This window comes from Pseudomonas sp. EMN2 (assembly GCF_009650555.1).
Lineage (GTDB): Bacteria > Pseudomonadota > Gammaproteobacteria > Pseudomonadales > Pseudomonadaceae > Aquipseudomonas > Aquipseudomonas sichuanensis.
In genome coordinates, this window is the sequence record NZ_VZZR01000062.1 from 1 (window position 1) to 12,623 (window position 12,623).

Consider the following 12,623-nt stretch of genomic DNA (forward strand, 5'->3'; position numbering starts at 1 on the left):
TTTACGCACTGATTTTGCCTCCAATTGGGCGCCATCATAGCGCCCGATGAAGGTGTCCAAAATCATTAGGCCAGTTCACAGTTGCTTCCATAGCAAGCCTTGCGAATGCACCAGAATCGAACAGCCCGAAAGTTTCCTGTTCGATAAACGCACAATGTCGTCTTCGACGAATTGCGCAGGCCCGGCCCGCTGATTAATGTCTGTCGCACAAGTCGGCTGTGCCGACCTGACAATAACAACAGGCCAAAAAGGGCTCCTTCGATGAATACGCATCTTTTGCTGTCGCGGCCGCACCCGCGCACGCTACCGCTCAACTCCGGCTGAACCCCGTCCGCTGTTTCCCTGCGAAACTTATCGTTCCTGCGCTTTGCTGTACGCAGTAGCCTGCCTGCGCCTATCTTCCGGATAATAACAATGAACAAACCGCAATCAACCGTCGGCAACTGCCTCGACGTTCAGTCGTTCATCAACGACCAGCCACTGTCCCGGTATCAATGGCGCGTGGTGATTCTGTGCTTCTTGATTGTCTTCCTCGACGGCCTGGACACTGCCGCGATGGGCTTCATTGCCCCGGCGCTGTCCCAGGAGTGGGGGATCGACCGCGCAAGCCTCGGCCCGGTCATGAGTGCCGCGCTGATCGGCATGGTGTTCGGTGCGCTGGGCTCCGGGCCGCTGGCCGACCGTTTCGGCGCAAGGGCGTGCTGGTAGGCGCGGTGCTGGTATTCGGCGGCTTCAGCCTGGCCTCTGCCTACGCAAGCAATGTCGACCAGTTGCTGGTGCTGCGTTTCCTCACCGGCCTGGGCCTGGGCGCGGGCATGCCCAACGCCACTACGCTGCTCTCCGAGTACACCCCCGAGCGCCTCAAGTCGTTGTTGGTGACCAGCATGTTCTGCGGCTTCAACCTGGGCATGGCCGGCGGTGGCTTCATCTCCGCCAAGCTGATCCCGGCCTACGGCTGGCACAGCCTGCTGGTGATCGGTGGCGTGCTGCCGCTGTTGCTGGCCGTGGTGCTGTTGGTCTGGCTGCGGAGTCGGCGCGGTTCCTGGTAGTGCGCAACCGTGGTACCGACAAAGTGCGCAAGACCCTGGCGCCGATCGCACCCCAGGTGGTTGCCCAGGCAGCGAGCTTCAGTGTGCCGGAGCAGAAGGCGGTGGCAGCACGCAATGTGTTCGCGGTGATCTTCTCCGGCACTTACGGCCTGGGCACGGTGCTGCTGTGGCTGACCTATTTCATGGGCCTGGTGATCGTTTACCTGCTCACCAGCTGGCTGCCCACGCTGATGCGCGACAGCGGCGCGAGCATGGAGCAGGCCGCGTTCATCGGCGCGCTGTTCCAGTTCGGCGGCGTGCTCAGCGCGGTGGGCGTAGGCTGGGCCATGGACCGTTTCAACCCGCACAAGGTGATCGGCATCTTCTATCTGCTGGCCGGGGTGTTCGCCTACGCGGTGGGGCAGAGCCTGGGCAACATCACCCTGTTGGCGACCCTGGTGCTGGTGGCGGGCATGTGCGTCAACGGTGCGCAGTCGGCCATGCCGTCGCTGGCGGCGCGCTTCTACCCCACCCAAGGGCGTGCCACCGGCGTATCGTGGATGCTCGGCATCGGCCGTTTCGGCGCGATCCTCGGCGCCTGGAGCGGGGCGACCTTGCTGGGGCTGGGCTGGAACTTCGAGCAGGTGCTTACCGCACTGCTGGTGCCGGCGGCGTTGGCGACCGTGGGGGTGGTGGTCAAGGGGCTGGTAAGCCACGCCGACGCCACCTGAGTGCACCTGTGGGAGCCGGCTTGCCGGCGATAGCGTCAGGCCTTCAATCGGTATTCCCCTGTCAGGCCCAATCGCCGGCAAGCCGGCTCCCACAAGGGGAGGGTAGGCCTGGCATAGATGAGTAGCAGGATAACAAATGGTTCGATAATCGCACAAAAGTGCGATTATCGGATTGTAACCGCCCCGCCAGTCTCCTTAATCTGGGCCCATCGCAGCGACGCATGGGCCCGCTGCTCACCGACCCGGCTCGTCCTGACCAGGAGTCTCCAATGGCAGCAATCCTCTCGCTTCACGATGCCGTGAAGCAGTTCATCCAGGATGGCGACAGCGTCGCCCTCGAAGGCTTCACCCACCTGATCCCGACCGCCGCCGGTCACGAGATCATCCGCCAAGGCAAGCGCGACCTGACCCTGGTGCGCATGACCCCGGACCTGATCTACGACCAGCTGATCGGCGCCGGCTGCGCGCGCAAGCTGATCTTCTCCTGGGGCGGCAACCCAGGGGTGGGTTCGCTGCACCGCCTGCGCGACGCGGTGGAAAAGCAGTGGCCGCACGCCATTGAAATCGAAGAGCACAGCCACGCCGACCTGGCCAACGCCTATGTCGCCGGTGCCTCCGGCCTGCCGTTCGCGGTGCTGCGCGCCTACGCCGGCTCTGACCTGCCCAAGGTCAACCCGTTGATCAAGAGTGTCATCTGCCCGTTCACCGGCGAAGTGCTCGCCGCCGTGCCGTCGGTACGTCCGGACGTCACCGTGATCCACGCGCAAAAGGCCGACCGCAAGGGCAATGTGCTGCTGTGGGGCATCCTTGGCGTGCAGAAGGAAGCGGCCCTGGCGGCCAAGCGTTGCATCGTCACCGTCGAAGAGATCGTCGACGACCTCAACGCACCGATGAACGCCTGCGTGCTGCCGACCTGGGCCTTGAGCGCGGTGTGCCTGGTACCGGGCGGCGCCCACCCGTCCTATGCCCACGGTTACTACGAGCGCGACAACCGCTTCTACCAGGCCTGGGACCCGATTGCCCGCAACCGCGAAACCTTCAGCGCCTGGATCGACACTTACATCCGTGGCACCACCGACTTCACCGAATTCCAGGCCAAGCTGGCCAGCACCGCGGAGGCCGCGCAATGAGCTACTCCACTTCAGAAATGATGACCGTCGCCGCCGCCCGTCGCCTGCGCAACGGTGCTGTCTGCTTCGTCGGCATCGGCCTGCCGTCCAAGGCCGCCAACCTGGCGCGCCTGACCTCGTCGCCGGACGTGGTGCTGATCTACGAGTCCGGCCCGATCGGTGCCAAGCCCAGCGTGCTGCCGCTGTCGATCGGTGACGGTGAACTGGCGGAAACCGCCGACACCGTGGTGCCGACCGGCGAAATCTTCCGTTACTGGCTGCAGGGCGGGCGCATCAACGTGGGCTTCCTCGGCGCCGCCCAGGTCGACCGTTTCGGCAACATCAACACCACCGTGGTCGGTGACTACCACGCGCCGAAAACCCGCCTGCCGGGTGCCGGCGGTGCGCCGGAGATCGCCGGGTCCGCCAAGCAGGTGCTGATCATCCTCAAGCAGTCGCCGCGGGCGTTCGTCGACAAGCTCGACTTCATCACCTCGGTCGGCCACGGCGAAGGCGGCGACTCGCGCAAGCGCCTGGGCCTGCCTGGCGAAGGGCCGGTCGGCATCATCACCGACCTGTGCATCATGGAGCCGGAAGCCGGCACCCACGAGTTCGTGGTGACCTCGATCCACCCGGGCGTGACCCGCGAGCAGATCATCAACGCCACCGGCTGGGCGATCCGCTTTGCCGACAACGCCCAGGAAACTGCGGCGCCGAGCGAGGTCGAGCTGACCGCGCTGCGTGACCTCGAAGCCCGCACCGCCGCCGCCCATGGGCAAGTGGCAGGAGAAGCCTGATGCGTGACGTATTCATCTGTGACGCCATCCGCACCCCCATCGGCCGCTTCGGCGGCGCCCTGGCCGGCGTGCGCGCCGATGACCTGGCAGCCGTGCCGCTCAAGGCGCTGATCGAGCGTAACCCGAGCGTGCAATGGGACCAGCTCGACGAAGTGTTCCTCGGCTGCGCCAACCAGGCCGGTGAGGACAACCGCAACGTCGCGCGCATGGCCCTGCTGCTGGCCGGCTTGCCGCAGAGCGTGCCGGGCGTGACCCTCAATCGCCTGTGCGCCTCTGGCATGGATGCCATCGGCACCGCCTTCCGCGCCATCGCCAGCGGCGAGATGGAGCTGGCCATTGCCGGCGGCGTCGAGTCGATGTCGCGTGCGCCGTTCGTCATGGGCAAGGCCGAGAGCGGTTACTCGCGCAACATGAAACTGGAAGACACCACCATTGGCTGGCGCTTCATCAACCCGCTGATGAAAGCCCAGTACGGCGTCGATGCGATGCCTGAGACGGCCGACAACGTTGCCGACGATTACCAGGTGTCGCGCGCCGACCAGGACGCCTTCGCCCTGCGCAGCCAGCAGAAGGCGGGTGCTGCACAGGCCGCCGGTTTCTTCGCCGAAGAGATCGTGCCGGTGCGCATTGCCCATAAAAAAGGCGAGACCCTGGTCGAGCAGGACGAGCACCTGCGCCCGGACACCACGCTCGAAGCGCTGACCCGTCTCAAGCCGGTCAATGGCCCGGACAAGACCGTCACTGCCGGCAATGCCTCGGGCGTCAACGACGGTGCCGCGGCGCTGATCCTCGCCTCGGCCGAAGCCGTGAAGAAACACGGCCTGACCCCACGTGCCCGAGTGCTGGGCATGGCCAGCGCCGGTGTGGCGCCACGGGTGATGGGCATCGGCCCGGTGCCGGCGGTACGCAAACTGACCGAGCGCCTGGGTGTGGCCGTGGCCGACTTCGATGTCATCGAGCTCAACGAAGCCTTCGCCAGCCAGGGCCTGGCGGTGCTGCGCGAACTGGGTGTTGCGGATGATGCGCCGCAGGTGAACCCCAATGGCGGCGCCATCGCCCTCGGCCACCCGCTGGGCATGAGTGGTGCGCGGCTGGTGCTGACGGCGTTGCATCAGTTGGAGAAGACTGGCGGGCGTAAAGGCCTGGCGACCATGTGTGTCGGGGTTGGGCAGGGGTTGGCGTTGGCCATCGAGCGGGTTTGACCTGTACCGGCCCTATCGCGGGGCAAGCCCGCTCCCACGCTACCAGACAGATAAATTGTGGGAGCGGGCTTGCCCCGCGATGGGGGCGAGGCGGAACGAGTGTGTAACCAGGTATGTCTAGAATTACCTGTGACCCTCCAGGAGTAAACGCACCATGACCTCAACCTATTACACCGGCGAAGAACGCAGCAAACGCATCTTCGCCATCGTCGGTGCCTCGTCGGGCAACCTGGTGGAATGGTTCGACTTCTATGTCTACGCCTTTTGCGCCATCTATTTTGCCCCGGCCTTCTTCCCCTCCGACGACCCCACGGTGCAGTTGCTCAACACCGCCGGCGTGTTCGCCGCGGGCTTCCTGATGCGGCCCATCGGCGGCTGGATCTTCGGCCGCCTGGCCGACCGTCACGGGCGCAAGAATTCGTTGATGACCTCGGTGCTGATGATGTGTTTCGGCTCCTTGATCATTGCCTGCCTGCCGACCTACGCCAGCATCGGTGCCTGGGCGCCGGCGTTGCTGCTGTTGGCGCGGCTGATCCAGGGCCTGTCGGTGGGCGGCGAGTACGGCACCACGGCCACCTACATGAGCGAAGTGGCGCTGCGCGGCCAACGCGGTTTCTTTGCCTCGTTCCAGTACGTCACCCTGATCGGCGGCCAGTTGCTGGCGGTGCTGGTAGTGGTAATCCTGCAGCAGTTGCTGACTGAAGAAGAGCTGCGCGCCTACGGCTGGCGCATCCCGTTCGTGGTCGGTGCGGTTGCCGCGCTGATCTCGCTGGTGCTGCGCCGCTCCCTGGAAGAAACCAGCAGCGCCGAGACCCGCCAGAACAAGGACGCAGGCTCGATCAGTGGCCTGCTGCGCAACCATGCCGGCGCCTTCATCACCGTGCTGGGGTACACCGCCGGCGGCTCGCTGATCTTCTACACCTTCACCACCTACATGCAGAAGTACCTGGTCAACACCGCCGGCATGAACGCCAAGAGCGCCAGTTTCGTGATGACCGGCGCACTGTTCCTGTTCATGATCCTGCAGCCGGTGTTCGGCATGCTTTCCGACCGCATCGGCCGGCGTAACTCGATGCTGCTGTTCGGCGCCCTGGGTACCTTGTTCACCGTGCCGTTGCTGATGGCGTTGAAGACCGTGAGCAGCCCGTTCATGGCCTTCGTGCTGGTGACCCTGGCACTGTGCATCGTCAGTTTCTACACCTCGATCAGCGGCCTGGTGAAGGCCGAGATGTTCCCGCCGCAGGTGCGGGCGCTGGGGGTAGGGCTGGCCTATGCGATCGCCAACGCGGTGTTCGGCGGTTCGGCCGAGTACGTGGCCCTGGGCTTGAAGACCCTGGGCATGGAGAACACCTTCTACTGGTACGTGACCGCCATGATGGCGGTGGCCTTCCTGTTCAGCCTGCGCCTGCCCAAGCGGGCGCAGTACCTGCACGATGATCACTAAGGACGTTGCATGAGCAACCAACTGTTCGACGCCTACTTCACCGCCCCGGCCATGCGCGAGGTGTTCTCCGACCGGGGCCGGCTGCAGGGCATGCTCGATTTCGAGGCGGCCCTGGCCCGTGCCGAAGCCGCCGCCGGGCTGGTGCCACATGCCGTGGTGCCGGCGATCGAGGCCGCCTGCAAGGCCGAGCGCTACGACGTGCGGGCATTGGCCGAGGCCATCGCCACCGCCGGTAACTCGGCGATCCCGCTGGTCAAGGCATTGGGCAAGGTCATCGCCAGTGGCGTGCCCGAGGCCGAGCGCTATGTGCACCTGGGCGCCACCAGCCAGGACGCGATGGACACTGGCCTGGTGCTGCAACTGCGTGCGGCGCTGACGCTGATCGAATGCGACCTCGGCAGCCTCGCCGACACCTTGGCCCGCCAGGCCCTGCAGCATGCCGACACGCCACTGGTGGGCCGCACCTGGTTGCAGCACGCCACGCCGGTGACCCTGGGGATGAAGCTGGCCGGTGTGCTCGGCGCCCTGACCCGTCATCGCCAGCGCTTGAAGGAGCTGCGCCCGCGCCTGCTGGTGCTGCAGTTCGGCGGTGCCTCCGGCAGCCTCGCGGCATTGGGCAGCAAGGCGTTGCCGGTGGCCGAAGCCTTGGCCGAACAGCTGCAGCTGACCTTGCCCGAGCAGCCCTGGCACACCCAGCGCGACCGCCTGGTGGAGTTTGCCTCGGTGCTGGGCCTGATCGCCGGCAGCCTGGGCAAGTTCGGTCGCGACGTCAGCCTGCTGATGCAGACCGAGGCGGGCGAGCTGTTCGAACCCTCAGCGCCGGGCAAGGGCGGCTCCTCGACCATGCCGCACAAGCGCAACCCGGTGGGGGCGGCGGTACTGATTGGCGCCGCCACTCGTGTGCCGGGGCTGGTCTCGACGCTGTTCAGCGCCATGCCCCAGGAGCACGAACGCAGCCTGGGCCTGTGGCACGCCGAATGGGAAACCCTGCCGGAAATCTGCTGCCTGGTATCCGGCGCACTGCGCCAGGCCCAGGTGATCGCCGAGGGCATGGAAGTGGACGCCCCACGCATGCGCCGCAACCTCGACCTCACCCAGGGGCTGGTGCTGGCCGAAGCCGTCAGCATCGTCCTCGCTCAGCGCCTGGGCCGCGATCGCGCCCATCATCTGCTGGAAACCTGCTGCCAACGCGCAGTGGCCGAGCAACGCCACCTGCGTGCCGTGCTGGGTGACGAACCCCAGGTCAGCGCCGAGTTGTCCGCCGACGAACTCGACCGCCTGCTCGACCCTGCCCATTACCTCGGCCAGGCCCGTGTCTGGGTGGCGCGTGCCGTGGCCGAACATCAACGATTCATTGCCTGAAGGAGACCGCTGTGGCGCACGTGCAACTGGCCGATGGCGTACTGCATTACCAACTCGACGGCCCGGCGCATGCCCCGGTGCTGGTGTTGTCCAACTCGCTGGGTACCGACCTTGGCATGTGGGACACGCAGATCCCGGCATGGAGCGAACACTTTCGCGTGCTGCGTTACGACACCCGTGGCCACGGTGCCTCGGTGGTCAGCGAGGGGCCATACAGCATCGAACAACTGGGTAACGATGTGCTGGCGCTGCTCGACGCGCTAGATGTCCCCAAGGCCCACTTCGTCGGCCTGTCCATGGGCGGCCTGATCGGTCAGTGGCTGGGTATCAACGCAGGCTCGCGCCTGCTCAGCCTGACCCTGTGCAACACGGCGGCGAAAATCGCCAATGACGAGGTCTGGAACACCCGCATCGACACCGTGCTCAAGGGCGGCCAGCAGGCCATGCGTGACCTGCGCGATGCCTCGATTGCGCGCTGGTTCACCCCGGCGTTCGCCGCGGCCGAGCCGGCGATTGCCCAACGCATCACCGAGATGCTGGCGCACACCTCGCCTGCCGGTTACGCCGGCAACTGCGCCGCTGTGCGCGATGCCGATTTCCGTGACCAGCTTGAGCGCATTCAGGTGCCGACCCTGATCGTCGCGGGTAGCGCCGATGTGGTCACCACGCCGGAGCATGGCCGCTTCATGCAGGCGGGTATCCTGGGTGCCGATTACGCCGAGTTCCCGGCGGCGCACCTGTCCAACGTCGAGGTCGGTGCGCCGTTCAGTGACCGCGTGCTCGATTTTTTGCTGGCCCGCTGAGGACATACGCCATGGATGAGAAACAACGCTACGACGCCGGCATGCAAGTGCGCCGGGCGGTGCTGGGCGATGCCCATGTCGACCGCAGCCTGGAGAAGCTCAACGACTTCAACGGCGAGTTCCAGGAAATGATCACCCGCCATGCCTGGGGTGATATCTGGACCCGCCCGGGGCTGCCACGGCATACCCGCAGCCTGATCACCATCGCCATGCTGATCGGCATGAACCGCAACGATGAACTCAAGCTGCACCTGCGCGCGGCGGCCAACAACGGCGTGACCCGTGAAGAGATCAAGGAAGTGCTCATGCAGAGTGCGATCTACTGCGGCATTCCGGCGGCCAATGCCACTTTCCACCTGGCGGAGTCGGTGTGGGATGAGTTGGGGGTTGAGTCGCGCCAATAACGCCATCGCGGGGCAAGCCCGCTCCCACGAGATTCGGCGCTCTAGATCTCGTGGGAGCGGGCTTGCCCCGCGATTTGCTAGACGGCGGCTTTCTTCTGGCGGATCGCCACCGGCCCGGCATTGGCCTCCACGGCCTTCTTCAGATCGCCACACAGCCCGGTCATGAACGCCAGCTCTGCCACCACGAACAACGGCCCGATGATCAGCCCGCTGACATCATCGACAAACGCCGGCTTGCGCCCCTCGTAGGCATGCCCGACAAACTGGATGATCCAGCCCACCACAAAAGCCCCCAGCCCCGCGCTCAGCCAAAACCCGGTGGGCTGCACGGCCAAGGCCTGGCCGGCCCACAGGCACAACCCCAGCAACAGCCCCATCACCAGGCCGAAACGCAGGTCCAGGCGCAGGTAGAACCACACCGACCAGGTGGCCAGCAGCAATGCCGGTGACAGCCAGAAACCCGCCACGTCCCAACCGGGCCGCGACAGCAGAATGCTCACCGCCAGCACGATCAGCGGGATACCGACGAAGTGGGTGCCGATATTGCGTGGGTCGCGGTGATAGGCCGCGTATTGACTCAGGTGTTCGACGAGGTTTTTCATTGTTGTTCCTCCATCAGGGGTAGGCGCAGCTTGCCCCGTCCATCCGTCGTCGTCTGTCGCCTGGCCGACAGAGTCCGCTTTGCGAGGTGCCATGCACGATCCGCGTACCCAGTTGCTGCACGGCCAGTGGTTTCGGCAGTTGCCGTGTAACGTTCAGGATAGCCTGCTGGCCCTGGCCCGAATCCGCGAGCTGGCGCCGGGGCAATGCCTGTTCCAGCGTGGCGATGCGCCATGCGGGCTGTATGCGGTGCTGGAAGGAGCGATGCGGGTCGGCGCGGTCAGCAGCGAGGGCAAGGAGGCGCTGTTGACCTTGGTCGAGGCGCCGTACTGGTTCGGCGAGATCAGCCTGTTCGATGGCCAGCCGCGTACCCATGACGCCTTTGCCGAAGGCGCCACGCGTTTGTTGTGGATCCCCCAGGCGCCGTTGCTCGACTGGCTGGCGCGCGAACCGCAGCACTGGCGCGAGCTGGCGTTGCTGATGAGCCACAAGTTGCGCTGGGTATTCGTCGCCCTGGAGCAGCAGAGCCTGCTGGCCGCAGCGCCCCGGGTAGCCCACCGCCTGTTGCAGATCGCCGAGGGCTATGGCGAGCGCGATATCGCCCAGTGGCGCCTGCAACTGTCCCAGGAGCAGCTGGCGCTGATGCTGTCGCTGTCGCGCCAGACCATCAACCAGATTCTCAGGAACCTCGAACAGTCCGGCGTGGTACGCCTGGGCTATGGCGAGGTGGAGATTGTCGATGCGCCGCGGCTGCGGGCAATGGCTCAGCATCCAGGCTGACCAGGGTGTCGATCATCGCCCGCGCCGCCGGCGACAGGCGATAACCGCTGCGGCTGACCACCCCGCAACGCACGCTCAGCACCTCCAGCCCCGGCGGCAGGTTGCGCCAGTGCAGGCGCACCAGGGTGCCGGCGGCCAGGTCCTCGGCCACCGCTTCTTCGCTGGCGCTGCCGACCGCGTCGCTGGCCAGCACCACGCTGCGCAGCACCGCCAGGTGCTCGGTTTGCAGGTGCGGGGTGAAGTCGTTGCGCCCGCTGAGGTTGGCCAGGCGCTTGCGTACCCCGGGGGCGAGCAGGGCGCAGGCAAGGGGGTAGGCGAACAGGTCGTTGGTCGACAGGCTGTCCTTGGCCAGCAGCGGGTGCCCGGGGCGGCAGAAGAACAGGCCGGGGCGTGGGTTGAGCGGCTCGGTGTGAAAATTCGGGTCGGCCTCGAACGGGCGGATGTCGTCGACGAAGAACTCGATCTGCTCGCGGCGCAGGGCCTGGCCCAGGCGCTCGGCGTTGTCCACCAGCAGTTGGGTGCGGATGCCGGGGTGGCGCTCGATGAACTGCTGCAAGGCCTCGGGTACCAGGCGCACCGCCAGAGCCGGGCCACTGCCGAAGTGCAGTTCACCGGCGTCGAGCTTGGTCATCTGCAACACCTCGTTGTTCAGCTGGGCGGCGCCTTGCACCAGGCGTCGGGCGTGCTGCAGCACCACCTGGCCTTCGGGGGTGGGAGGCAGGGCTTTGTTGCCACGGTCGACCAGGGTGCAACCGAGGGTTTGTTCGAGGTTCTGGATGGCCCGACTGAATGCCGGTTGGGTGATGCCCATGGCTTCTGCGGCGCGGACGAAACTGCGGTATTCGGTGAGGGCGATGAAATAGCGCAGTTGGCGGAGGTCCATGCTCGGGCTCTGGTGCGGGGGGCAGGGCTCGGTTTTAGCTTTTGTTACATATAACGTCAAAGAATGTTATTTGATTTGTATATGCACTTTTGTTCTTTGTTGTCATTGCTGGCCTCTTCGCGGGTAAACCCGCTCCCACAGGTTAGGTAGGAATCCTGTGGGAGCGGGTTTACCCGCGAAGAGGCCAGACCTGCTAGAGCAGATTCAGCGGATAGCTCACGATCAACCGGTTCTCATCGAATGCATTGGTGCTGTAGTCCCGGCGCATGGTGGAGTTGCGCCATTTCACCGACAGATCCTTGAGTGCACCGGACTGCACCACATAGGCCAGCTCGGTCTCCCGCGCCCATTCCTTGCCGTCGTTCACTGCGCTGGTGTGCACGTTGTCACCCTTGATATAGCGGTTCATCAAGGTCAGCCCAGGGACACCGACGCTGACGAAATTGAAGTCGTGACGCACCTGCCAGGAGCGTTCCTTGGCGTTGTCGAAGCTTGAGTTGTAGCTGTCGTTGGCCAAGGTGCCGCCGCTGGTGCCGTTGACCCGCATCCAGGCGTCGTCGCCGCTGACCTTCTGCAGGCCAACGTAGAAGGTATGCCCCTTGTAGCGTGCCGAGAGCAGGGCCGAAGCGGTGCGGTTGTCCAGCTCGCCGGCGCGTTCGCTGCCATCTTCCTTGCCGATGAAGTAACCGAGGTTGGCGCCCAGAGTCCAGTCACCCAATGGCTGGCTGTGCACCAGGTTGAGGTACTGCTGGCGGTAGATGTCTTTGAGCTGCGCATCCCACAGCCCGATCATCGTGCGCTTGTCGTTGAAGGTGTATTCACCGCCAGCGAAGTTGAAGCGGTCGGAGGTCGCGGCGGCGCGGCCCTGCATGAACATGTCTTCCATGCTCGCGTCGTTGCGCGGGCTGTTGCCGCGGAACTGGCCGCCATACAAGGTGAGGCCGTCGATCTCTTTGGAGGTGAGCTGGCCGCCACGGAAGGTCTGTGGCAGCGAGCGGCCATCGTCGGAGCGCAGGATCGGCAGCACCGGCATCCATTCGCCGACCTTCAGTTCGGTCTGCGACAGGCGCGCCTTGAACGCCACGCCCAGGCGCCCGAAGTCATCGGCCGGGCGGCCATCGTCGTGCACCGGCAGCAGGTGGGTGCCGGCGGTGCCTTTGCCGCCGTCGAGCTTCAGCGAATACAGGCCCAGCACATCCAGGCCGAAACCGACGGTGCCCTGGGTAAAGCCGGAGCGGGCGTCGAGGATGAAGCTCTGGGTCCATTCCTCGGCCTTGCCCTGGGGGTTGGCCGGGTCGACGAAGTTGCGGTTGATGTAGAAGTTGCGCAGGTTGAGGCTGGCCTTGGCGTCCTCGAAAAAGCCGCTTTCGGCGGCCAGGGCGGGCAGGGCGCAGGACATGGCCAACAGGCCGGGCAGCAGCTGGCGTGCGGGGTGCAAAGTGCTCATCTGTCGTGGATCTCTTGTTTTTATTGGGCGAGC

The 12,623-nt window shown here is 65.3% G+C and carries 11 protein-coding genes and 1 pseudogene; 9 read left to right on the top strand and 3 right to left on the bottom strand.

Annotated elements, in window-relative coordinates; all coding sequences use genetic code 11:
• Positions 1-414 precede the first annotated feature (414 nt).
• The 8 genes and pseudogenes from F6X61_RS18700 (at position 415) to pcaC (ending at position 8,880) form a co-directional block, all read left to right on the top strand.
• Positions 415-1,759, top strand: a pseudogene (locus tag F6X61_RS18700) (MFS transporter).
• 269 nt (positions 1,760-2,028) lie between these two features.
• Entirely contained in the window at positions 2,029-2,889 is an 861-nt protein-coding gene (locus F6X61_RS18705; RefSeq protein WP_153787873.1) for a CoA transferase subunit A, read from the top strand.
• Complete coding sequence (locus F6X61_RS18710) at positions 2,886-3,665, top strand: CoA-transferase subunit beta (protein WP_153787874.1); 780 nt, start codon at positions 2,886-2,888, stop codon at positions 3,663-3,665. Before F6X61_RS18705 ends, F6X61_RS18710 begins: the two co-directional genes overlap by 4 nt.
• Positions 3,662-4,867 carry a 3-oxoadipyl-CoA thiolase gene (pcaF, locus tag F6X61_RS18715; RefSeq protein WP_178125849.1) on the top strand — a complete coding sequence of 402 codons (1,206 nt, stop codon included), beginning with the start codon at positions 3,662-3,664 and terminating at the stop codon, positions 4,865-4,867. Before F6X61_RS18710 ends, pcaF begins: the two co-directional genes overlap by 4 nt.
• Before the next feature lie 154 nt (positions 4,868-5,021).
• Positions 5,022-6,311 carry an MFS family transporter gene (locus tag F6X61_RS18720; protein WP_153787876.1) on the top strand — a complete coding sequence of 430 codons (1,290 nt, stop codon included), beginning with the start codon at positions 5,022-5,024 and terminating at the stop codon, positions 6,309-6,311.
• A gap of 9 nt (positions 6,312-6,320) precedes the next feature.
• Positions 6,321-7,673 carry a 3-carboxy-cis,cis-muconate cycloisomerase gene (locus F6X61_RS18725; RefSeq protein ID WP_153787877.1) on the top strand — a complete coding sequence of 451 codons (1,353 nt, stop codon included), beginning with the start codon at positions 6,321-6,323 and terminating at the stop codon, positions 7,671-7,673.
• An 11-nt stretch (positions 7,674-7,684) separates the two neighbouring features.
• Positions 7,685-8,476, top strand: a complete 792-nt coding sequence (gene pcaD, locus F6X61_RS18730) for a 3-oxoadipate enol-lactonase (RefSeq protein WP_153787878.1) — start codon at positions 7,685-7,687, stop codon at positions 8,474-8,476.
• 11 nt (positions 8,477-8,487) lie between these two features.
• Positions 8,488-8,880, top strand: a complete 393-nt coding sequence (pcaC, locus tag F6X61_RS18735) for a 4-carboxymuconolactone decarboxylase (protein WP_153787879.1) — start codon at positions 8,488-8,490, stop codon at positions 8,878-8,880.
• 77 nt (positions 8,881-8,957) lie between these two features.
• Here pcaC and F6X61_RS18740 read toward each other — a convergent pair whose 3' ends face one another.
• Entirely contained in the window at positions 8,958-9,482 is a 525-nt protein-coding gene (locus F6X61_RS18740) for a DUF962 domain-containing protein (protein WP_153787880.1), read from the bottom strand.
• 91 nt (positions 9,483-9,573) lie between these two features.
• Between F6X61_RS18740 and F6X61_RS18745 the strand changes: the two genes are divergently transcribed.
• The gene (locus F6X61_RS18745) at positions 9,574-10,260 is read left to right on the top strand and encodes a Crp/Fnr family transcriptional regulator (RefSeq protein WP_153787881.1); all 687 of its coding nucleotides are present in this window, start codon (positions 9,574-9,576) and stop codon (positions 10,258-10,260) included.
• On the opposite strand, the gene F6X61_RS18750 is transcribed toward F6X61_RS18745, so the two are convergent.
• Positions 10,160-11,143 carry a LysR family transcriptional regulator gene (locus F6X61_RS18750; protein ID WP_153787882.1) on the bottom strand — a complete coding sequence of 328 codons (984 nt, stop codon included), beginning with the start codon at positions 11,141-11,143 and terminating at the stop codon, positions 10,160-10,162. The two genes, F6X61_RS18745 and F6X61_RS18750, sit on opposite strands and share 101 nt — an antisense overlap.
• Positions 11,144-11,336: 193 nt before the next feature.
• A complete protein-coding gene (locus F6X61_RS18755) occupies positions 11,337-12,590 on the bottom strand; it encodes an OprD family porin (protein WP_153787883.1) in 1,254 nt (417 codons plus the stop codon).
• Positions 12,591-12,623: the final 33 nt, after the last annotated feature.

What these genes read in the sequence shown, in the direction of transcription:
- F6X61_RS18750 (WP_153787882.1), bottom strand. Translation starts at nt 11,143, where the DNA reads ATGGACCTCCGCCAACTGCGCTATTTCATCGCCCTCACCGAATACCGC.
- F6X61_RS18740 (WP_153787880.1), bottom strand. Translation starts at nt 9,482, where the DNA reads ATGAAAAACCTCGTCGAACACCTGAGTCAATACGCGGCCTATCACCGC.
- F6X61_RS18720 (WP_153787876.1), top strand. Translation starts at nt 5,022, where the DNA reads ATGACCTCAACCTATTACACCGGCGAAGAACGCAGCAAACGCATCTTC.
- pcaC (WP_153787879.1), top strand. Translation starts at nt 8,488, where the DNA reads ATGGATGAGAAACAACGCTACGACGCCGGCATGCAAGTGCGCCGGGCG.
- F6X61_RS18755 (WP_153787883.1), bottom strand. Translation starts at nt 12,590, where the DNA reads ATGAGCACTTTGCACCCCGCACGCCAGCTGCTGCCCGGCCTGTTGGCC.
- F6X61_RS18745 (WP_153787881.1), top strand. Translation starts at nt 9,574, where the DNA reads ATGCACGATCCGCGTACCCAGTTGCTGCACGGCCAGTGGTTTCGGCAG.
- F6X61_RS18725 (WP_153787877.1), top strand. Translation starts at nt 6,321, where the DNA reads ATGAGCAACCAACTGTTCGACGCCTACTTCACCGCCCCGGCCATGCGC.
- F6X61_RS18710 (WP_153787874.1), top strand. Translation starts at nt 2,886, where the DNA reads ATGAGCTACTCCACTTCAGAAATGATGACCGTCGCCGCCGCCCGTCGC.
- F6X61_RS18705 (WP_153787873.1), top strand. Translation starts at nt 2,029, where the DNA reads ATGGCAGCAATCCTCTCGCTTCACGATGCCGTGAAGCAGTTCATCCAG.